Source organism: Pseudomonas sp. GW823-FHT06B06 (genome assembly GCF_058795195.1).
In genome coordinates this window covers 1-22,590 of sequence record NZ_JBXAHO010000037.1, presented here as the reverse complement: position 1 = coordinate 22,590, position 22,590 = coordinate 1, and the positions used below count along the sequence as shown (strand labels likewise).

The window sequence follows — 22,590 nt, the reverse complement described above, 5'->3', positions numbered from 1 at the left end:
CGGACAAGGTGAGGCTGCCGAGAACATACGCGGGGCCCTGGCTCCCAAACAGGTGAAGGGCGATCCAACCGCATGGCCGGATTATCACGCCCTGGAATCCACCATTACGCTGATGCCTCACTCAATGCAGCGCGTTCGGCCACATGCCGTAAAGAGTCGAAATTGATATTGGCACCGGAGTCGATGGCAATCAGTGTCTGATCCCGCACACCCGTTCGTGCAACGTATTTCTTGATGCCAGCAACGGCCAGAGCGCCAGAAGGCTCTGTGATAGAGCGTGTATCGTCGTAGATATTCTTCATCGCGATGCAAAGCTCATCGTTACTGACAGTCAGTACCTCATCGACGCAAAACCTGCACACCTCAAAGCCGTGGGCGCCGATCTGCGCGACCGCCACACCATCGGCAAAGGTGCCCACACTTGGCAGCACCACTCGATCATCGGCCTGGAGGGCTGCATTCAAACAGGCTGAATGTTCCGACTCGACGCCAATGATGCGCACCTCTGGCCGCAAGTATTTAACGTAAGCCGCGATGCCGGCGATCAAACCGCCACCGCCCACCGGAACAAAGATGGCATCCAGCCCCCCTTGATGCTGACGCAGTATTTCCATGGCGACCGTGCCCTGCCCGGCAATGACATCTGGATCATCGAAAGGCGAAACAAAAGTTTTGCCGGTTTGGCTTGCCAGTTCTAGTGCATGAGACAAGGCAAACGGAAAGCTTTCGCCGTGCAGCAGTGCCTGGGCGCCACGACTACGGACTCCTGACACCTTCAACTCTGGCGTCGTGGTGGGCATGACAATCATGGCGTCGATGCCAAGTTGCCGTGCTGCCAATGCCACACCCTGGGCATGATTACCCGCTGAAGCGGTGATCACTCCGCGCTTCTTTTGCGCCGCGCTCAAGTTGACCAGTTTGTTGTAGGCGCCTCGGATCTTGAAGGAAAAGGTCGGTTGAAGATCTTCGCGCTTGAGCAGGATCTGGTTACCCAATGCCAACGATAATGCAGGTGCCGGCTGCAGGGGCGTATGCACGGCCAGTTCGTAAACCGGCGCGGCGAGGATCTTTTTGACGTACTGCTCAAGTAGGGTGTGTTGGGCGAGCGTACTGGGCATGATCGTCTCCTGACATTGATCAGAGCCCCGAGACAGAAAATGAAAACCCGCCTCCAGGGCGGGTTGGGTGCTGCAGTCGTGAGCTAGCCCGCCAAATGAGGAATGGCGGTAATAATGCTTGGCTGGCAGCGCAATACGATGAAAGTCATGCTCGGAAATTAGCCGGGCGCCGACGGCAAGTCAACGGCCAATTTCCAAATTCTTCGGTAGCTGATTGGCAACGCCTCATTTACGTTTGCTTGGCGGCAAAAGCATCGGACTTTGCAGTGTTCCGTAACGCAGTTGCCCCTTTATCTGAAACATTGCAGTGGATTAGACCGCACCAACTCAACAACGGACTGGCTCCAGCTAAGGCCGAGAAAAAACTTAACGTCGTGTCCGGGATTAGTTGCCCACTACAGAGCGTCCATTCTGAGTGACTGAAGAACTCGACCTTTATCGAACCCTTGCCGAAGCGATAGGTCTGCTCTTGTACACGTCCACGGAAATAATCGAATGTCCGCTCAACACACCCTTGTCGTCCTCGCTCGGGGCGGATATGCCGCTCGAGGCGTTCTGTATCTGATCATTGGTATCTTCGCGCTGCTGGCAGCTCAAGACTCAACAAAACCGAAGGACAGCCAAAAAAGCCTTGAAGCGTTGTTGAGCCAGCCATTCGGATATGTCCTGGTTGGGCTAGTGGTGGCCGGTCTACTGGCCTTCGCAGGGTGGCGAGTGCTGCAAGCAATTGGCGACGTCGATCATCACGGTACGAAACTAAAGGGGTTGGTGATTCGTGCGGGTTTGTTGGCAGGAGGTTTACTCAATGGTGCTCTTGCGTTTTTTGCCTTAGGGCTGCTCATTAGCGGCGTCAGAAGCTCAGGTAGTGCCGGAGGTGGGGAGACGAAGGATCTACTGGCGCATCTTTTGTCCTGGGATCACTCAAACGTGGTCGTCTACCTCATGGCGCTCGTTCCATTAGGCGTAGGAATTGCTCACATCATCAAAGGATGGAAAGCGTCGTTCGAGAAGTATTTTGAGGCTGATGAGGACGTGATGCGATACGTCCGTCCGGTGGCTCGTTTCGGGCTCATGGCTCGCGGCGTGGTGTTTCTCGAGATAGCCCTGCTCCTGGCGATCAGCGGCTCCCGTTATCAAGCCACGGATCCACCCGGCATGAAGGAAGCGCTCGATGCTCTTCAGAACCTGCCTGTTGGCGGTTTGATTCTGATGGTGATGGCATTGGGATTGATCGCCTTTTCAGCTTACAGCTTCTCCGAAGCCGCATGGCGCAAAATAAACATGGATGTGCCTGGGGTAACGAAAACATAGACGCGTGGCAGGAGCCATCGCCAAGGCGGAACCCTCAGTATTAAATTAATTTGAACCGCTTTGAGACGTGCCCGCCTAATGATCAGCTTGTGATGAATTGCACAGGCAATGTGCCAATAACGGCATACTCCGAGAGGTGATCGACGTGGCTAAAGACGATAAGAAAAGCAAAGGTGACGCTTCGAAAGCAAGCAAGGATTTGAAAGACAAAAAGGCATCACCGGCGAAGAAATCAGCTGCGGCCTCGGCTCTTTCGAAGTCTTCCGAAAAGAAAGACAAGAAAAAAGATGCCGAACCAAAGAAATCTGCAAAAAAAGCTGATAGCAAGCCAGAAAAGGCTAAGAAATCAGAGAAAGCAGAAAAGTCGACGAACAAGAAAAAGTGACATCCTGGTATTTGCTAGGGCTTTACGCCCTAGCTTACTCAGGCCGAGTTGTTCGCAACCGCGATCAGTACCTTCGCCATGAAGGTGGAGCATTTGGACAATCTTGATTGGGTTCAATGGCCCGCGATGTTCGTCACGGTACTTGCGGCGTGGCTGATCGGATCTCAGCGCCCAAGAAGGCGAATGACCGGGTTCGTATTGTTCAGCTTGAGTAACGTGCTATGGGTGATTTGGGGCATTTATGCGCAAGCTCATGCCCTTATCGTGTTACAGATTTGCCTGTTCCTGATGAATCTCCGTGGGTTCAAAAAGAACTCTAGAGCTCCGTAGCATCAGGATCCTGGGATACCCTCGAACCCTTGAGATTCTTTCTGAAACCCCGGGCGTTCATCCCTAGAAGCACACACTCAAGTACGATCAACGCATAAGCGTGCGAGTGAAGGCCCCAGACAACCCACAAAGCATTACTCGCGATGAAGCCCCAAAAAGCGATCATCCGTCGGCGTGGTCGTTGGGAACCGACGAACCAGGCCGAGATCACCGTGACCACCATAGCGGGCCATTGCACAAAATCGATGTAATCCAAGCCAGCCCCCCCTCGCGCTACAGCCGTATTCAATGTGCAGCACCAGCACTCGCCAGCGAGTTGGGAGTTGGCAGTCCACTCAAACCGTGGATATGGAGAATAGGTGATTCAGGCCATCGGCCCGGTAGATGTAAGGGTCTGGACACCGCTGCACAGCTCAAAGTTCTAAGCGAAGCCTTCGGGTTACGGTTTCGTTCGCTAATCGCACGACATCTCCTGCCAGGACACCCGCCTGCGCCCATTGTTTGGCACCCTATGCACATCGTTGCAGTAACCATGAATTCATGCGGTTTGGCGTCAGAGCATTCTGTTCGGCCAACTTGAAAACAGGAGTAAGCCTTGATCAATAAAACATTTGAATCCGTCGCTGCTGCACTGGACGGTATTGCCGATGGTTCGGTCATCATGGTGGGTGGCTTCGGCACTGCCGGGATGCCGTCGCAGTTGGTAGATGGCGTCATCGCTTCGGGTGCTCGCGATCTGACCATCATCAGCAACAATGCCGGCAATGGTGAAATCGGCCTGGCCGCATTACTCAAGGCCGGACGCGTTGCCAAGGTCATCTGTTCGTTTCCGCGCCAATCCGATTCCTATGTATTCGACGAACTCTACCTGGCGGGAAAGGTGCAGCTTGAGGTAGTGCCGCAAGGCAATCTGGCCGAACGTATTCGTGCGGCAGGCTCTGGAATCGGTGCGTTTTATTCGCCAACCGGATATGGCACGTTGCTGGCCGAAGGCAAGGAAACCCGAGTAATCGACGGTCGCAATTATGTGCTGGAAATGCCGTTGCACGCTGATGTCGCATTGATCAAGGCCGAAAAGGGCGATCGCTGGGGCAACCTCACCTATCGCAAAGCCGCGCGAAATTTTGGACCGATCATGGCGATGGCAGCGAAAACGACAATCGCCCAGGTCAACCGGATCGTCGAGTTGGGAGAGCTGGACCCCGAACACATTGTCACCCCGGGGATCTTCGTTCAGCGCGTGGTAGCAGTGCCGCTCGCCCCTATCTCGAATGCCAACGTCAACTGAGGCCCGCCATGACTGTCATGAAAAAACTATCGCGTAGCGAAATGGCCCAGCGTGTGGCCGACGATATTCTCGAAGGCTATTACGTGAACCTGGGCATTGGCGTGCCCACGCTGGTGGCCAACTACCTGGGTGACAAGGAAGTGTTCCTGCACAGTGAAAACGGTGTACTGGGCATGGGCCCGAGTCCTGCGCCGGGCGAGGAAGACGATGACCTGATCAACGCGGGCAAACAGCATGTGACGCTGCTGCCCGGTGGGGCCTACTTTCACCACGCCGATTCGTTTTCGATGATGCGCGGTGGGCACATCGATATTGCCGTGCTTGGCGCCTTCCAGGTTTCGGTCAACGGCGACCTTGCCAACTGGCACACCGGTGCCGAAGGTTCCATTCCCGCAGTGGGTGGCGCAATGGACCTCGCGACAGGCGCACGCCAGGTATTCGTCATGATGGATCACCTGACCAAGACTGGCGAAAGCAAATTGGTGCCGCAATGCACTTACCCGCTGACCGGCATTGGCTGCGTGACTCGGATTTATACCGACCTGGCTATTCTGGACGTGACTGCGCAAGGCTTGAAGGTGCGGGAGATTGTCGCCGATATCAGCTTTGAAGACTTGCAAGCGCTCAGTGGCGTGCCGCTGATTCGATAACGGATCGAGTTTGCGTGGCCACGCAGCCATGTTGCCGGACGACTTCAAGCGTGTCCGGCAACATGGCTGCGATGGGTTGCTTGTTCGCTGGCGGCCGGACGCAGGCTGAACTGAACGTCATCTCGACGTTGTGGCCCTGGGTCGAACTGGGAAGAAGAGTCAGCCTGTTCAGGCCGCTATCCGGGTTGCCTGCAGTGCCAACTCGTGCAAACTGGCCAAACGCTGCATGACGCGCTCGACCACTTCCAGCCTGGCCACCGCACCACTGCGCAACTCCCCCATCGATTGCAAGGCGACCTCGGCCTTGTCCAGCCCCAGGCGCGTTGAATCGGTAAGCTGTTCAAGCCCCTGACGGGCATCTTGGGCCGACTTTTCCAGGCCTGTGGCGATCTGCCGGATTTGCGCACTGGAGTCCGCTGCCTGGCGCGACAGATTACGGACCTCGTCCGCCACCACTGCAAAACCGCGGCCATGATCACCGGCCCGCGCGGCCTCGATCGCGGCATTGAGTGCCAGCAGGTTGGTCTGTCGGGCGATGTCCTGGATGCTGCCGACAATCGCACCGATGCGTACCGACTGGCTGCCCAGCTCATCGAACACCTGGTCCAGGCGCTGCAGATACTGATCCAGGTCCCCAAGCACCGCAGCCGAAGACTGCATGCTCACCGCACTGGCCTGTACCCGCTCGCCCGCGCCTCGCGCCAACTGGTTGGCGAAGCGCATGTCTTCTTCAGTTTGCAGCACCACTCGGGTCAGGTGTTCAAGTGCCACCTTTACTTGAGCCCCCGGCCAAGCGGGCTCGGCCACAGGCAACGACACAAGCGGGACCGGCGCGTTGCAAATCATCGGTTCCGGCTCCTGCTGTACAAGCACTTCAACCACCCGCACTGGCTGACGGTGATAAAGCACCGCCGCTGCCAGCAGCAACAGGTCGATGATGCCGGCATATATCAGGTGCAGGCCGTTGCCGGCAGCGAGCAGCAACACCGCGCTGCCAGCGGCAACCAAGGCCAATCGCGCCAGAATTTTATTGCTCATACTTGTCTCCAGGTCACTCACAGCAACGTCCAGGTGAAGCTCAGGATCAGTGTGCTCTTATTGTTGTTATGAACGAGGCAAGGCGTGGCGTCAGCATTGTTGCGCGCCATGTAAAGCACCGTCACGCAGGATGCAAGTGGAAGGTATTGAGACGGTGAGCGTGGCAATATCCGCTTTGCGCTTATCGCTATCCGCTTTGTGCAAGGGCACGACATAGATGCTGATCAGCGCGCGTACCGATTCTGCAAAGACCGAAGGCAAAATCAATGACGCCAACGTACCGATCAAGGTGTTCTGAACAGCATGAGCGCGCCCGGTTCAACCGGGTCGTGAAATACCGTGCTGACGCAGTTTGCGATAGAGCGTATTGCGGCTAATCCCCAGGCGTGCGGCAACATGGGCGATATGCCAGTGTTCCGCCTCAATCAACGTCAGCAGCGTCTGCCGTTCGGATACCCCAAGCGGATCTTCAGCCAGCGCGGCGGTCGCTGGCGGTTCCGGCAGCAACTCTGCCAAGTCGTCCAGGGTGACACGTCCCTCCAACGCCAACGCTACCAGTGTGCGCAAACACGTACGCAGCTGCCGGACATTGCCCGGCCACGGTTGTTTCAGCAAGCGTTCCCTGACGCCCGCCTCCAGCCGAATCCTTGCACCTTTCGTCTCTTCGCGTAGCAGCAGGTCGAGCACACTGCCTTTGTCTGATCGTTCGCGCAACGGCGGGAGCTGCACGGCGAATCCGGCGATGCGATAAAACAGATCTTCGCGAAAGCGCCCTTCGGCCACACAGGTCAGCAGATCCTGGTGGCTGGCACTGATAAGGCGTACGTCGAGGGGACGCGCCGTCGCGCTACCTAGCGGCACCACTTCACGCTCCTCCAGCACCCGCAGCAGGCGAGTCTGTAACGCCAGTGGCATATCGGCGATCTCATCGAGAAATAGAATGCCGCCATGGGCCTGTTCCAGCTTACCGATCATCCCGTCCTTGCGTGCACCGGTGAAGCTGCCGCCGCGATAGCCGAACAGTTCGCTCTCGATCAGCGTTTCTGGAATGGCCGCACAATTGATCGCCACAAACGGCTGGCTCGCCCTGGCGCTGGCGCGATGCAGCGCCGCCGCAAAGGCTTCTTTGCCGGTACCGGTTTCGCCCTGCAGGAACACCGGAACGTCACGTTCCAAAACACGCAATGCGCGAGCAAAGCCGCGTTGCAGGCGCGGGTCTTCCAGGCACACGCGCACATCGTTGATCTTGGGGATAGCAGGAGTGACCAAAGGCACCTGGCGCAGGGGTTCTCGCAACTGCCCGTAGAGCAGGCGCCCGTCCACCAGCCGCATTGGCCAACAGACACTCGGCTGGGCGCTGGCCTGACTCATCACCTGATCGATAGGTGTTTCCAGCAGCATCGTCAAAGATTGCCCGATCACTTGATCACGGCTGAGGCCCAGCAGATCCAGCGCCGCTTGATTGACGGAACAGATACGGGCGCCCTCGTCGAAACTGAGCAGTCCTTCACCCAGCAGCCCAACGAAGCCCGCCTCAGGATGGAAGCGCAGCAAGTATCGCTGCGGATCATGCCCCAGGAAAAAACAGTTCTCGATCAACTTGGCTGACAGGTTGGTCAATGCCATGGCCTGGAAGTGTTGCTGAAGACTGTGGTCATCCCTTGCAGAAGAGAGGTTGAGCACGGCAAGCAACTCTCCACCGGCATCGAATATCGGGCTGGCCGAACAGGTCAGGCCGACGTGTTTGCCACGGAAATGCTCATCTCGACGGATGGTTACATGCCGTCGCTCGACCAGACAGGTCCCGACACCGTTGGTGCCCTCACAATCTTCACTCCACACCGAGCCGAGCCACAGCCCGGAGCGCTGGGCATCGGCGCGTTCCGATTCGTTGAACACACTGTCGATCGCCACACCGCGCGCATCGGTGAGTAGCACCACGTGGCCGTCACGACCGAGTTGCTGGTGCAAATTGCCCATCTGCCAATGCGCCACAGCGATGATGTGTTCCAGTGGCCCGCGGTGATCCTGCAAGCGTGCTTGTTCAACCACATTAGGTGCGCGGCGGCTGGCCGGATCGAGCTGATACTGATCCAGGCATCGGCGCCAGGATCGCGTGATGGCCAGGTCAGCAACAGGACTGTGGCTGGCGATAGTGCCCTGCACAGCTTGTAGCACTTGTTGTGCATGGGCGTTGATCAAAGCCGGCTTCATTGTTCTTGTTCTCCGCTACGGTCAGGACACGGGGCTGCTTGCAGCTTATATGAAAAGACGGCAACGAGCGTTTTTTGCACCGAGTGACACTCTGTCACCCCCCATTCCCGGATTCGTGACATAGATCCGCATCAAAGCCTGTCCAATACTGCGCCAGCCGCTCTGCAACGAGGCTTTCATGAAGATGGCCCGGGCCTTGCTCTAGTGCAAGTCGTACAAAAACAACAAGATCGGAGATGCCCCATGAACATCGCTGTTGAAACACCTCTGAACACGCCCACTGCTCAGCTCGCGACCTGGGTCGAAACCCTCGGCGAGCGCCTCGCCCAACGTGATGTGGACGGCGCGTTGGAATTGTTTGCCGAGGAGTGTCACTGGCGGGACCTGCTACTTTTCAGCTGGAACCTGGTGACCTTGGAAGGCAAGCCTGCCATCCGGGATATGCTCGAAACGCGCCTCGACCAGACTCGTCCCGGGCGATGGATACTGGAAGGTGAGGCGACGCTGAACAACGGTGTGCTCGAAGGCTGGATCAGCCTGGAAACCGACGCGGCGCGAGGTAAAGGCTACGTGCGCTTGAAGGAAGGCTTGTGCTGGACGCTGCTGACGACCATGCGTGAGCTCAAGGGTTATGAAGAACCCAGCGGCCGCCGTCGCCCAATGGGGGCCAGTCATGGTCACGCCCATGCCGACAAACGCAACTGGCTGGAGCGCCGTCGTGATGAAGAAGCCGCGCTCGGTATCACCAGCCAACCGTACTGCCTGATCGTGGGCGGCGGCCAGGGCGGGCTGGGGCTCGCAGCACGGCTCAAGCGAATGGGCGTGCCAACCCTGATCGTCGACAAGGCCGAACGGCCTGGCGATCAGTGGCGCGGTCGCTACAAGTCGCTGTGTTTGCACGACCCGGTCTGGTACGACCACATGCCCTACCTGCCCTTCCCCGATCACTGGCCGGTCTTCACCCCGAAAGACCAGATTGGCGACTGGCTGGAAATGTACACCAAAGTCATGGAGCTCAATTATTGGCCGCGCACAGAATGCGTGAGCGCCAGCTTTGACGAACAAAGTGCCACCTGGAAGGTTGAAGTGCAGCGCGATGGCGAGCGTCTGACTTTGCAGCCGACCCAGTTGATCCTCGCCACCGGCATGTCTGGCGTACCCAATGTGCCCAGTTATCCGGGTGCCGAGGCATTCAAAGGCCAGCAGCATCATTCCAGCCGCCATCCCGGCGGAGACGCCTGGCGCGGCAAGCGTGCGGTGGTCATCGGTGCGAACAATTCGGCTCACGACATCTGCGCCGACCTGGTGGAGAACGGCGCCGAGGTGACCATGGTGCAGCGCTCCAGCACCCACATCGTGCGTTCCGACAGTTTGATGGAGCTCGTCTTCGGCGGGCTCTACTCTGAAGACGCCGTGGAATCGGGTTTGACCACGGACAAGGCTGACATGCTGTTCGCCTCGATCCCCTACAAGGTCATGCCAAGCTTTCATCAACCCGTCTTTGACGCGATCAAGGAGCGTGACAAGGACTTCTACGAGCGCTTGGCCAAGGCCGGCTTCATGCTCGATTTCGGTGACGACGAGTCCGGCCTTTTCATGAAGTACGTACGCCGTGGTTCTGGTTACTACATCGACGTCGGCGCCTCTGAACTGATCGCCAACGGCACGATCAAGCTCAAGAGCGCGCCTGGCCTGGGTGTCGAACGCATCGAAGCGGATGCCGTCGTGCTCAACGATGGCAGCCGGCTGCCGGCAGATCTGATCGTCTACGCCACGGGCTATGGCTCAATGAATGGTTGGGCGGCGAAGCTTATTTCCCAGGAAGTCGCTGACAAGGTCGGTCGTTGCTGGGGCTTGGGTTCCGGAACCACGAATGATCCGGGCCCCTACGAGGGCGAACTGCGGAACATGTGGAAGCCAACCCAGCAGGAAAACCTCTGGTTCCACGGCGGCAACCTGCATCAATCAAGGCATTATTCGCTGTATCTGGCGCTGCAGTTGAAGGCGCGCTTCGAAGGGATCAATACATCCGTCTACCGCCTTGCAAAGAGTCACCACACCGGCTGAGTCCAATGGCGCCCAGCCTTGGCTGGGCGCCTCTGCCTTCCCCTCAGTGGGGTCTTCTCCTTCTCCATCCCTCGCCATCGAGTCGTGCGTATAATGCGTTTCCTTTCAATCGCTTAAGCTGTCCAATGAAAAAACTGCTTGCCATCGTAGCGCTGTCGCTCTCGATCATTACCCCCGCCTTTTCCAGTCCTCCATCGACCTTCTCCGAAGCCAAGGTCATCGCAAAGCAGAAGATCTACCTCGACCAGGCGAACAGCGCCATGGGCGAGTTGTATTGCGGCTGCAAATGGACGTGGGTCGGTAAGTCGGGTGGCCGTATCGATGCCGAATCATGCGGCCTGAAGGCCAGGAAACAAGAGAATCGTGCGCAACGGACCGAGTGGGAACACATCGTTCCCGCCTGGACGTTCGGTAACCAACGCCAATGCTGGAAGAACGGCGGGCGCGAGCACTGTGTAGACGATGATCCGGTGTTTCGGGCAATGGAAGCAGACCTGTTCAACCTCTACCCATCTGTTGGAGAGGTGAACGGCGACCGGAGTAATTTCAACTACGGCATGGCCGCCGGGATAGCGCCGCAGTATGGCCAATGCAAGACGCGGGTGGATTTCGACCAACATGCTGCGGAACCGCGTGACGAGGTCAAAGGACTGGTTGCCCGAACGACCTTTTACATGTTCGACAGATACAAACTGAACATGTCACGTCAGCAGCAACAGCTACTGATGGCTTGGGACAAGCAGTACCCGGTTTCGTCCTGGGAGAAAGAGCGGGATCGACGCATTGCAGCGATCATGGGGCACTCCAACCCATTCGTAACGGGCGAGCGTCGATGGTCGCAAGGATACAAGGCAGTGGGTGATGGGGTGGTTAGCGCCATTCCTGTCAATCCTCCGCGAACAGCAGCCCAGCCAACCTTGGCCAGCGCGACCGGCGCAGGCTTGATCATTGGCAACCGAAATAGCCAGGTCTACCACCTCTCCATCGGGTGCCCTGGGTATGCTCAGATGTCCGCGAAAAATCAGATCTCCTTCACGTCAGAATCTGAAGCTCAGGCGGCGGGATATCGAAAGGCAGGCAACTGCAAATAGTGGATTTGCCGCCCCCGGCAACGTCAAGATAACGGCCTTTCCAGCAAAGGCCGTTCCGACCACTGATCATTTATATTCGTATTTTTCCCGTACTTCCGATATGCGGTCATAACTTTCGCGTTCCTCCGAGTCTTAACAAGCTGATCGTCGATGGAATATTGGCGTGCGCTGCGGTTTAGCCTGTTACGGAGATAAGTTAATGATATTCAACGTACAAAATTTTGGCGCTAAAGGCGATGGAAGTACCGACGACACGGCGGCGATACAGAGTGCCATTGATGCGGCAGCTGCTGCAGGTGGCGGTCAGGTGTATATGCCAGCCGGAACCTATATCGTTTCCGCAGGCACGGAACCCTCAGACGGTTGCCTGATGCTCAAGAGCAACGTCTACCTGTACGGAGACGGCATGGGCGTCACCAACGTCAAGGTGGCCGACGGCTCCGACACCAAGATCACGGGCGTTATCCGCTCTGCCTATGGTGAGGAAACCCACGATTTCGGGGTCAGTAATCTCACCATCGACGGCAACCGCGACAACACCACGGGCAAGGTCGACGGTTGGTTCAACGGCTACATTCCCGGCGAAGAAGGCTACGATTCCAACGTCACCCTCGACAGCGTCGAGATCAAGGATTGCTCCGGGTATGGTTTCGATCCCCACGAGCAGACCGTCAACATGGTCATCAAGAACAGCGTGTCCCATGGCAATGGCCTGGACGGCTTCGTCGCTGACTTCCTGAGCGACAGCACCTTTGAAAACAACATCGCCTACGACAACGACCGCCACGGTTTCAACGTCGTTACCAGCACCCACGACTTTACCCTGACCAATAACATTGCCTACGACAACGGCGGCAATGGCATCGTGGTGCAGCGCGGCAGCGAGGACATCCCCTCCCCGAGCAATATCACCATTACCGGTGGCGAGGTGTACGGCAACGGCGCCGAAGGGGTGCTGATCAAGATGTCCAGCGAGGTGACTGTCAGCGGCGTCGATATCCACGACAACGCCAGCGCCGGGGTGCGCATCTACGGCAGCAATCACGTCGAGATCATCGACAACACGCTCAACAACAACTCCCTGGGCAACCCCGTTCCGGAAATCATCATCCAGTCCTACGACGACACCCTGGGCGTGTCCGGCAAGTACTTCAACGGCAGTGACAATACGATCCAGGGCAACATCATCAGCGGCAGCGACCTGTCGACCTATGGCGTTGCAGAGCGCAATGAAGACGGCACCGATCGCAACGCCATCGTCGGCAACACCATCAGCCACACCAGCAAAGGCGCGACGCTGGTCTATGGCGACGGCAGCTACGCCAGTGCCACGGTGCCGATGACCACTGTGCAAGGCACGGCTGGCAACGACACCCTGCTGGGCAGCACCGCCAGCGAGATCTTCTTCGGCGCAGCCGGGAACGACACCATCAACGGCGGAGCCGGTGCCGACATTCTGGTGGGCGGTTTGGGCATCGACAAACTCACGGGCGGTACCGGCGCCGATACCTTCCGTTTCTCCTCGCAGTCCGACAGTTACCGCAACGCCACAGCAAGCTTCGATGACACGATCACCGACTTCGACGTCACCCAGGACAAGATCGACCTCGCCGGCCTTGGTTTCACCGGCCTGGGCAATGGCCGTGGCGGCACGCTGCAGGTCAGCTACAGCGCCAGCAATGACCGTACCTACATCAAGGACTACGATGCCGACGCCAGCGGCAATCGCTTCGAGCTGATTCTTTCGGGCAATCTCGCCAGCACCCTGACCGCCAGCAATTTCATCTTCAATCGAGTAATCACCGGCACCAGCGCCAGTGACGCGTTGTCCGGCAGCGATTCGGCCGACACCTTGCTTGGCCTGGCAGGTAACGACAGCCTGGCTGGTGGCGCGGGCGATGACAAGCTTGACGGCGGCGCCGGCATGGACAGCCTTTCCGGTGGCGCCGGAGCGGACACTTTTGTCTTCTCCAGCCGCATGGACAGTTATCGCAACTACAACACTGGCGGCGCCAACCTCAGCGACGTGATCACCGATTTCGATATCAGCGCCGACAAGATCGACCTCTCGGCCATCGGTTTTACCGGCCTGGGCGATGGCAAGAACAACACCGTGTACCTGGCGCTCAACAGTACCGGCACCAAGACCTACATCAAGTCGCTGGCCGCCGACGCCGATGGTAACCGTTTCGAAGTGACGCTCACTGGCAACTACCTCGACAAGCTGACCAGCGCCAACTTTGTCTTCGCTACGGCGTCTACGACCAACCAGGCGCCGGTGCTGGCTACCCCCCTGCTCGATCAGAACGCCACGGAAAGCACCCCGTTCAGCTACGTGGTGCCGGCCACCAGCTTCACCGATCCGGATAACGACAGCCTCAGCTACATCGCCAAACTGGCCGATGGCAGCGCCCTGCCCGCCTGGCTGACGTTCGATGCAGCGACGCGTACGTTCAGCGGAACACCGAGCGATACCGCATCGGGCACTTACTCTATCCAGGTCACCGCGACGGATGGCAGCAACGCCACGGTCAGCGACAGCTTTACCCTCGCGGTGCAGGATGTGCCGGCCTCTTCCACGCAGATCAACGGCACGCCGAACAATGACACCCTGACCGGCACCGCTGCCAATGAACAACTGTTCGGTGGCGCCGGCAACGACACGCTCAATGGCGGCGCGGGCAACGATATCCTGGTGGGTGGCACGGGGGCGGACAAGCTCACCGGCGGCGCGGGTGCCGATGTGTTCCGCTACACCTCGTCACTCGACAGTTACCGCACCAGTTCCACCAGCGTCAGCGACCAGATCCTCGATTTCGACGTGACCGCCGACAAGATCGATGTGGCGGCGCTTGGCTACACGGCCCTGGGCAACGGTCTGAATGGCACCCTGCAACTGACCTACAGCGCCTCGACCAACCGCACTTACCTCAAGGACCTCACCGTCGACGCCAATGGCAACCGCTTCGAAGTGTCGATGGCGGGCAACCTGGTGAGCAGTCTGACGGCGAGTCATTTTGTCTTCGCCGGCCAGAACACCTCGAGCAATGTCGCGCCGGTGGTGACCATTCCCCTGCTCGACCAGAACGCCACCGAAAGCACGCCATTCAGTTACACGGTGGCCCGTGACAGCTTCACCGACGCCAACCAGGATGCATTGGTCTATACTGCGACCCTGGCCGACGGCAGCGCCCTGCCTGCCTGGCTGAGTTTCAACGCCACCAGCCTTTCGTTCAGCGGCACGCCGCTGAGCACGGCGTCCGGCAATTACAACGTCCTGGTCAAGGCCACCGATCCATCGGGAGCCTCGGTCAGCGACAGCTTCGCCCTGGCGGTGGCCGATGCGCCGGCCACTACCATCGCCGGCACCAACAATGCCGAAACCCTCAACGGCACGACGGGCGCGGACCTGATCCTTGGCCTGGGTGGCAATGACACCATCAAGGCCGGCACCGGCGCGGACATCCTTGACGGTGGCGCTGGGCGCGACTCGCTGTACGGAGGCGATGGCGCCGACACCTTCCGCTACACCGACGTGCTCGACAGCTACCGTGACTACGACACCGGCGGCATCACGGCCACCGACACCCTGTATGACTTCTCCGTGGGCGTCGACAAGATCGATGTGTCGGGCCTTGGCTTTCTCGGTCTCGGCGACGGCAGCAATGGCACGCTGTACATGACCCTTAACGCCGCTGGTGACAAGACCTACGTCAAGTCCGCCACAGCGGATGCCGACGGCAACCGCTTTGAGATTGCCCTCAATGGCAATTACCTCAACACCCTGACCGCCAGCGACTTCGTGTTCGGCGAGCGCGCGCAACAGGACATCCTCTATCTGCCCACCCTCGGTCAATCCAATGCGCGCCTGTTGCGCATGACCGAAGACGACGATCAGTCCGGCACCTCGATGCTGGTCAAGGACCTGGACCGCTACACGCCTTATGACGTGCGCAGCCAGTTCACCGATGCCGATGGCAACGGCATCGACATCGCGGTAGGTGGCAGTACGGTCAACGGCCTGTCGACCTTGGGCGCCGAGGAGCTCAAGTTGTGCTGGTGGTTGACCGACACCGACCAACCCGGGCCCGCGCTGTTGCGTGCCGTCGCGTTGCTGGGGGACCAACTCAGCGAACTGCAATCGATCGATAACGTCACTATGGGCATCATTTGGGGACAGGGCGAAGAAGCCGCCCAGGAGATCGGCCGCGCCACCGACAAAACCGCGGCAGCCGCGGCCTACAAGGCCGCAACCCTGAAGGTGTTTGATTACCTGCATACCCAGTTCGGCAGTTTCAGCGTGTACATGATGGAAACCGGCCACTACCAGGAGGATGCGGCGCGCGCCCGTGGTTATGCGCCAGAGAAGATTGCCGCCATCGTCGAGGGAGTCGGCTACGTTCGCGCAGTCCAGGAACAAATCGCCGCCGAGCGCGCCGACGTCAAGCTGGCGGTGGACTACACCGACCTGCCTTTGCGTTATGAAGTCGATCCGCTGGTGTATCCCGACGACGTCTGGCACCTGCATGAGGAATCGGCGGAAATCGTCGGCCAGCGCCTGGCCGACTACATCGCCAATGACCTTGGCTTCCAAGGCAACCCCAGCGACAACAATAGTGTTCAGGCGATTTTCGACAACGCTCAAAACCAGGGCGGCATGATCTCCGGTACTGACCAGGCCGATACCCTGGTGGGCAGCTCGGGCAATGACACCCTGGATGGCGACCTGGGTGCCGACACCATGACCGGTGGCGACGGCAATGACATCTATGTGGTCGATAACGCATCCGACAGCGTGGTTGAGACCAACACCTCACCCGCGCAGATCGATACGGTACAGGCCTCGGTCAGTTGGACCTTGGGCGCCAATCTGGAAAATCTGGTGCTTACCGGTGTGTCGGAGATCGACGGTAACGGTAATGAGCTGCGTAACTTCATCACCGGCAATGCCGCCGCCAACGTGCTCAATGGTGCCGCAGGGGCCGACAGCATGAGTGGCGGCGACGGTAACGACACCTACTATGTCGACAACGTCGACGACAGCGTGATCGAGGCCCAAAGCAATCCGGTGCCAGGAGGTATCGACAGCGTGCACAGCAGTTTGGCGGCCTACACCCTCAGTGCCAATGTCGAAAACCTGTATATCGATAGCACCGGGGCCGCCAACGGAACGGGCAATGCGTTGGACAACACACTGTTCGCCGCAGCGGGCAACAATGTGCTGGACGGGCGCGAGGGTAATGACACCGTGTCTTTCGAACGCGCCCTGTCCGGTGTCACCGTCACGCTCTCGACGTCAGCGCAACAAAACACCGTGGGTTCAGGGCTCGACACCTTGAAGTTCTTCGAAAACCTGACCGGCAGTGCCTACGCCGACAGTCTGTCGGGCAACAGCGCGGCGAACGTACTCAACGGCGGTGCGGGCAACGATACGCTGGTGGGCGGTTCCGGCGATGACCGCTTGATCGGCGGAGCAGGCACCGACACGCTCACCGGTGGCACGGGTGCGGACACTTACGCATTTGGTGCGCTGTCGGACATGGGTATTGGGGATTTGCGCGATGTGATCAATGGCTTCAAGACCACTGAGGGCGATCACCTGGATTTCACCGGCCTGGACGCCAACCCGTTGACCGCCACTGTCGATACCTTCACCTTCATCGGCAGCAACGCGTTCGACCCTGCCAACGCCACCGGCCAGCTGCGCTTTGCCGATGGCATTCTCTACGGCAGCGTCAACGCCGACGCCACCCCGGAGTTCGAGTTCGCACTGGTGGGGGTCAAGGAGCTGCACGCCAGCGATTTCACCGCATGAGTCAACACCTGTAGGCGCGAGCCCGCTCGTGAAGCGGTGGCAGATCCAGCATGGATGCTGACCGACCCACCGCTTTCGCGGGCAAGCCCGCTCCCACAGGTGGTTTGTCGTGCCCACAAATCCAAGGACAACCACAAATCAAAATGTGGGAGCGGGCTTGCCCGCTACCACAGGGATTTGCACTTTGAGGGGAGGCAGGCGTCAATCTTGCCCTTGCTTCATGTCTCAGAACAGGTTTTGCACTTGCTCCAGGACTGCCCGGTTCATCTGGCCGGTATGGGTGTGCAGGCTTACATAGCTTTGCAGCATGTCTAGCTTGGTATCGAGCAAATCCCGTCGTGCCTGGAACACCCGCTGCTGGGCATCGAGAATATCCACCGTGGACCGCACGCCACCCTGGAAACCTTTTTGAGTGGAGATCAGCGCCCGCTGATTGGACTCCACCGCCCGCTGCATGGCCTTGCTCTTGGCAAATCCGGCCACCACACCCAGGTAGTCGGCCTCGATATCCTCGGCCAATTGTTGGCGCTGTACATCATAATCGGACTGGGCGCCGGCCACCTGGGCCTCGGCCTTGGCCACCGACGCACGCACCGCACCGCCGCTATACAACGGGATATCCAGTTGAACCCCCACGTAATAGGCGTCCTGTCGCGGGTCTTGCTCCTGATACTGACGGTTTTCCCGGCGACTCAGCTGGCTGGTCAGCGACAAGGTCGGATAATGCCCGGCGCGTTGGCTGTCGGCCTGGGCCTCGGCGACTTTCACCGCCGCCAGCCGCGCTGCCAGCTCGGGGTTGGCTTCACGGGCAATGTCCGTCCAGTACGACAGATCCCGTTCCGGCGGAATCGGGGTGCCAGCGGGCAGCTCTTCGTCCATCGCCTGGATGTCATCGATGGCGACACTGGCGCGACCGGACAATGCCCGCAACGCCGCCACCCGACGAGCCTGGGCCTCGGCCTCCTGGGCTTCGACCAGGTCGAGCCGGGCCTGGGCTTCATCAACATCGGTGATCGCGCCCTGCCCGCCCTGGTAGAGTTTTTTGCTCTGCGTCACCAACCCGTTGATGGCGGCCTTTTGCTGGGCGATCAACTTGATCTCGTTCTCGGCCCGGGCGACGTCGAAGTATCCTTTCGCAACCCGGTCGTACAGTGTCTGGCCGGCAACGTCGAACAATTGGGTACCCAATTGCCCACGCGCCTTGCCCTCCTGATACGCCGCCCAGCGCCCCTTGTCGTACAGCGGTTGCTGCGCCGCCAGGGTGACATTGTTCGACTGGTAATCGTTACTGTTGACGTAACTGCTGTCATCGCCGCCATCGGTACGACCGCCGTAGCCGTAGCGCGACGTCAGCGACACTTGCGGATAGAGGCCACCGCGGCCGATCGCCTCTTCATGGGTCGACGCCTCAAAGGCATGGGCGGCCGATTGCACGGTCGGGTCGTTGACGCGCGAAGCATCGTACGCGGCGGTCAGGCTCAGTGCCTCCTGGGACGCCCAGACGGGACTGAATGCTCCCCAACCGGTACACAGACTCAGCAACAGGCGGGCGCTACAACGGAACCGTACGGTCATGCTCATTCCTCTTTGAAGGCTGCGAGCAAGCGTTCGCGCAAGGGTTTCATCAGGTAGTTCATCAAGGTGCGCTCACCCGTGACCACCGTGACGTCGGCCAGCATGCCTGGGCGCACCAGCAGGCCGGCGGTCTGTAGCGACACCACGGTGTCTGCGGGAATTTCCACCTTGGCGGAAAAATACGGCTGGTGGGTCTGTTCATCGATCAACTGGTCGGCCGACACCGTCGTCACCGTGCCGGTGACCGTCGGGGTGTCCACCCGTTGCAGCGCCGTGAAATGCACGTGCACCGGCAGCCCCGGACGCAATTTATTGGCCATCAACGGCTCGAAACGCGCGGTGATCGCCATCGGCGCATCCAGCGGCACCACCTGCATCAGGGTTTGACCGGCCTGCGCAACGCCGCCGACCGTATGAATGCTCACGTCCATTACCTGCCCGGACACCGGTGCCCGGATCGCACCGTTGTCGACTTCAAACTCAAAGGCATGGATCTGATCGGCATAGCCTGACGCCTCGGCCGAGACTTCACTGAGCTGGATTTCAGCATCGCGACGAAATTCCTGCTGCGCCTGCAAGGCCTTGAGCCGACTTTCATTGATCGCCTGGCGTGTCCGGCCGATATCGCCCACCCCGGAAGCGATTTGCCCGGCCATCTGGGCGGCGTTGCGCTCGGCCTCGAACAGCTTGTTGCGTGCCACATAGCCCTCGCGAGCCAGCTCACGCAGGCCTTCGAGCTCCTGCTGCTGGAAGCGCATCTGCGTGTCGTAGTTGCGCTTGACGCCTTCGTAGCCAAGCAATTGCTGCTGCAAGGCCGCGGCTTCGTGTTCGATGATCTGCAAGCGACTGCCCAATTCTGCGCGACGGGTCTCAAACAGCTGGCTCTGCAAGGCCATGGCGGCCTTGACCCGGGGCTCTTCAGCGTGGTCCAGCAGTTCGGCGGGCCATTGGATGCCGGTTGTGCCCAAGCGCTCGGCAATCAACCGCGCCTCGACGCTGCGAGCGTTGAGCAACTTGCCCCGGGTCACGTCGAGTTGTGACCGCGCTTGCACCGTGTTGAGCTGCACCAGCAACTGCCCCTGGTTGACGCGGTCGCCATCGCTGACCAACAGTTTTTCCACAACGCCACCCACCAACGACTGCACCGCTTTGCGTTCGCCCGCCACGACCACCGTGCCGCTGCCCACGACTCCCTGGTCGAGCGGCGCCAAGCAGGCCCATAGCAGGAAGCCGCCAAGCGCCAGGACCAGGAAACCCACGCCATAGCGCGCCACGCTTCCCGCGTCGGTATTGGCACCCGCCGGCGCCGGGTTTGCGCGCAGGATCGGTCGCTGCTCGCTGTACACCTGTGTGCCCGGAGTCAGATCATGCATCTTCGCCAGCCTCCTTGACCGCTGCCGGCCTTGGCGCCGCAATCAATGCCTTGAGCACCCGATCCCGTGGACCGAAGGCTTGTTGGGTGCCGTCCTTGAGCACCAGGATGTGATCGACCACCGCCAGTACATTGGGTCGATGGGTTATCAGTACCACGGTGCTTCCGGCCGCCTTGAGCGCACGAATAGCCTGGACCAGCGCCAACTCTCCGGCTTCATCGAGATTGGAGTTCGGCTCATCTAGCACGATCAGCGACGGAAGCCTGTAAAGTGCGCGGGCCAGCCCCAGGCGCTGCTTTTGTCCGCCGGACAAGCCAAGCCCGCCGGGGCCCAGCGGCGTGTCGTAACCCTTGGGGAACTTCAGGATCATCTCGTGAATGCCGGCATGACGTCCGGCCGCGATGATCTTGTCGGCGTCCTGCTCACCGAAGCGGGCAATATTGTCGGCCACGCTGCCGTCGAACAATTCAATGTCCTGTGGCAGGTATCCGAGGTAGGGGCCCAAGGCGTCGTGAGACCATTGACTGATCTCGGCGTCGTCCAGGCGCACCGATCCGCCCATCGCCGGCCAGATCCCGACCAGCGCCCTGGCCAGCGTTGATTTGCCACTGGCGCTGGGGCCGACGACAGCGAGCACTTCGCCGCTGGCCAGGCTGAAATTGATCCCGCGCAGGATCGGTTGCGAGGCACCGGGCGGGCCAACGTACACCTGCTCCAGACGTACTGCGCCGGTGGGTGGCGGCAAAGGCATACGCAGGCGCTCGCGCGGGTGTTGGGCAAGCAGCAGGCTCAGGCGCTGATAACTCTGACGGCCAGCGGTGAATTGCTTCCACGAGCCGATGGCGATTTCCACGGGTGCCAGGGCGCGCCCCAACAGCAGCGACATGGCGATCATCATGCCCGCCGATAACTGGCCTTCGAGCACCAGCAATGCGCCCAGGCCCAGGGCCAGCGACTGCCCGGAGATGCGCACGAAACGTGTCATCGAAGTGATCCGCGCGCTTCGGTCGCTGGCATGGGCCTGGGCGGCAACGATGCGCTGCTGCAGCAGGCTCCAGCGCTGGCGTAATGGCCCGAGCATGCCCAGGGCCTGGATGACTTCGGCATTCTGGAAGGAGCTGTTCAGGTAAATCGAGGACTGCACGCCGAGCCGATTGGCTTCGCCCAGAGGCGTTCGAGTCGCCAACTCGCCCCACAGGGCCAGACCGATCAGCACCAGGGCCAGCACCACCGTCAGCACGCCGAACCAGGGGTGGATAATGAACGCTACCAGCACAAAAATCGGCAACCAGGGCGCATCGAGCAACGCAATCAGGCCCTGGCCGGTGATCAATTGCCGTAGCGTCGCCAAATCGATGAGCACTTGCGCCGGGTTGGCGTTGTGTTCGCGAAGACTGCGGGCGAAAGCCGCGTCGAAAATCCGCTCACCCAAGGCATCGTCAAGCCCCGCGCCCATGCGAATCATCACCACACCGCGAACCCATTCGATCAGGGCGCTGAACATCAACAGGCCCAGGGCGATGAAGGTGAGCATGAACAACGTGGTTTCGTTGCGACTGGTGAGTACCCGGTCGTACACCTGCATCATGTAGAGCGACGGCACCAGCACCAGCAGGTTGATCACACCACTGAACAGCGCCAACGACCAGAACACCCGGCGGTAGCTTAATAGAGCGGCATCGATGTCGTGCCGTGGATCGAGAAGAGAACCCAATAGAATGTCGCTCGTAAAAGAATGAGTCGGTTCGGGACGCAATCCATCGCGAGCGTAAGCCCAAGGGGCGAAACACTAAATGCAGCCTGACGTGCCGCTATCAGAGACGAATCTCGTCGTTAGAGGCGCCAATAACTGACAACGTGACTTCGGGATAGTGCCGGTCATGGACATCGGGCTTTTAATTGGGTGACGGGCGGGTATGTTGCGCATCGGCACGGGCGCTTGTTGTTGGAGTACAGGTCCATTGCTGCGGTAGCGGCGGCTTAGGGTTTCGCTTCGCCCCACTGCCAGAACGAAGGCATTGCTCCGTGGGTCGCCCGCGATCAACAGCAAAGCGAGGCGGCCTTAAAGCCGACCTGACTTTGACGGGTGCACTTGGATCCCCTGTAGGAGCCAGCCTGCTGGCGATTGATCGTTCCCACGCTCTGCGTGGGAATGCCGCCAGGGACGCTCTGCGTTCCACTGACGACGCATTAATTGAGCCGTGCGCAACGGTGATGCGTAGCGTCACAGGAAGCCCTGTGTGAAATTTGCTGTCGGAGTACATATCCATTGCTGCGGTAACGGCCACTTATGGTTTCGCTTTTACAGCGACTCCCTTTTTCAAACGCCGGAGTG

Annotated in this window: 14 protein-coding genes and 1 pseudogene; 8 read left to right on the top strand and 7 right to left on the bottom strand. The window is 59.5% G+C overall.

The genetic code is table 11. From position 1 onward, the window contains the following. Window positions 1-104 precede the first annotated feature (104 nt). The gene (ilvA, locus tag AC1Q8Q_RS25655) at window positions 105-1,118 is read right to left on the bottom strand and encodes a threonine ammonia-lyase, biosynthetic (RefSeq protein WP_080725354.1); all 1,014 of its coding nucleotides are present in this window, start codon (window positions 1,116-1,118) and stop codon (window positions 105-107) included. Between the two features lie 495 nt (window positions 1,119-1,613). On the opposite strand from ilvA, the gene AC1Q8Q_RS25650 reads away from it, so the two are divergent. From AC1Q8Q_RS25650 to AC1Q8Q_RS25640, 3 genes are all read left to right on the top strand, one after another. After that, the gene (locus AC1Q8Q_RS25650; RefSeq protein ID WP_492615670.1) at window positions 1,614-2,429 is read left to right on the top strand and encodes a DUF1206 domain-containing protein; all 816 of its coding nucleotides are present in this window, start codon (window positions 1,614-1,616) and stop codon (window positions 2,427-2,429) included. A gap of 136 nt (window positions 2,430-2,565) precedes the next feature. Continuing rightward, the gene (locus AC1Q8Q_RS25645) at window positions 2,566-2,814 is read left to right on the top strand and encodes a hypothetical protein (RefSeq protein ID WP_168758082.1); all 249 of its coding nucleotides are present in this window, start codon (window positions 2,566-2,568) and stop codon (window positions 2,812-2,814) included. A gap of 78 nt (window positions 2,815-2,892) precedes the next feature. Further along, window positions 2,893-3,144: a hypothetical protein gene (locus AC1Q8Q_RS25640; RefSeq protein WP_371106608.1), complete on the top strand. Its 252-nt coding sequence runs from the start codon at window positions 2,893-2,895 to the stop codon at window positions 3,142-3,144. Here the strand turns inward: AC1Q8Q_RS25640 and AC1Q8Q_RS25635 are convergent. Then, window positions 3,131-3,400, bottom strand: a complete 270-nt coding sequence (locus AC1Q8Q_RS25635) for a hypothetical protein (protein WP_240963553.1) — start codon at window positions 3,398-3,400, stop codon at window positions 3,131-3,133. The genes AC1Q8Q_RS25640 and AC1Q8Q_RS25635 overlap by 14 nt on opposite strands. Before the next feature lie 339 nt (window positions 3,401-3,739). On the opposite strand from AC1Q8Q_RS25635, the gene AC1Q8Q_RS25630 reads away from it, so the two are divergent. Further along, complete coding sequence (locus tag AC1Q8Q_RS25630; RefSeq protein WP_168758081.1) at window positions 3,740-4,432, top strand: 3-oxoacid CoA-transferase subunit A; 693 nt, start codon at window positions 3,740-3,742, stop codon at window positions 4,430-4,432. Between the two features lie 8 nt (window positions 4,433-4,440). Next, entirely contained in the window at window positions 4,441-5,082 is a 642-nt protein-coding gene (locus AC1Q8Q_RS25625; protein WP_033043343.1) for a 3-oxoacid CoA-transferase subunit B, read from the top strand. Window positions 5,083-5,250: 168 nt separating this feature from the next. On the opposite strand, the pseudogene AC1Q8Q_RS25620 reads toward AC1Q8Q_RS25625, so the two are convergent. Both AC1Q8Q_RS25620 and AC1Q8Q_RS25615 read right to left on the bottom strand, forming a co-directional pair. Then, window positions 5,251-5,652, bottom strand: a pseudogene (locus AC1Q8Q_RS25620) (methyl-accepting chemotaxis protein); the annotation flags it as partial. 786 nt (window positions 5,653-6,438) lie between these two features. Further along, window positions 6,439-8,334, bottom strand: a complete 1,896-nt coding sequence (locus AC1Q8Q_RS25615; protein WP_492615669.1) for a sigma-54-dependent Fis family transcriptional regulator — start codon at window positions 8,332-8,334, stop codon at window positions 6,439-6,441. A gap of 243 nt (window positions 8,335-8,577) precedes the next feature. On the opposite strand from AC1Q8Q_RS25615, the gene AC1Q8Q_RS25610 reads away from it, so the two are divergent. From AC1Q8Q_RS25610 to AC1Q8Q_RS25600, 3 genes are all read left to right on the top strand, one after another. Next, window positions 8,578-10,401 (top strand): NAD(P)-binding domain-containing protein, encoded by a 1,824-nt coding sequence (locus tag AC1Q8Q_RS25610; RefSeq protein WP_492615668.1) that lies wholly within the window; start codon window positions 8,578-8,580, stop codon window positions 10,399-10,401. A 125-nt stretch (window positions 10,402-10,526) separates the two neighbouring features. After that, entirely contained in the window at window positions 10,527-11,492 is a 966-nt protein-coding gene (locus AC1Q8Q_RS25605) for an endonuclease (protein ID WP_492615667.1), read from the top strand. 199 nt (window positions 11,493-11,691) lie between these two features. Then, window positions 11,692-17,307 carry a putative Ig domain-containing protein gene (locus AC1Q8Q_RS25600; protein WP_492615666.1) on the top strand — a complete coding sequence of 1,872 codons (5,616 nt, stop codon included), beginning with the start codon at window positions 11,692-11,694 and terminating at the stop codon, window positions 17,305-17,307. 225 nt (window positions 17,308-17,532) lie between these two features. Here AC1Q8Q_RS25600 and AC1Q8Q_RS25595 read toward each other — a convergent pair whose 3' ends face one another. From AC1Q8Q_RS25595 to AC1Q8Q_RS25585, 3 genes are read right to left on the bottom strand one after another with little or no spacing between them, the layout of a single operon-like run. After that, window positions 17,533-18,882 carry a TolC family outer membrane protein gene (locus tag AC1Q8Q_RS25595; RefSeq protein ID WP_492615665.1) on the bottom strand — a complete coding sequence of 450 codons (1,350 nt, stop codon included), beginning with the start codon at window positions 18,880-18,882 and terminating at the stop codon, window positions 17,533-17,535. Window positions 18,883-18,884: 2 nt separating this feature from the next. Further along, on the bottom strand, window positions 18,885-20,255 hold the full coding sequence (locus tag AC1Q8Q_RS25590; protein WP_492615664.1) for an HlyD family type I secretion periplasmic adaptor subunit: 1,371 nt from the start codon (window positions 20,253-20,255) through the stop codon (window positions 18,885-18,887). After that, window positions 20,248-21,969 (bottom strand): type I secretion system permease/ATPase, encoded by a 1,722-nt coding sequence (locus AC1Q8Q_RS25585; RefSeq protein WP_033043595.1) that lies wholly within the window; start codon window positions 21,967-21,969, stop codon window positions 20,248-20,250. The genes AC1Q8Q_RS25590 and AC1Q8Q_RS25585 overlap by 8 nt, the downstream gene beginning before the upstream one ends. Window positions 21,970-22,590 lie beyond the last annotated feature (621 nt).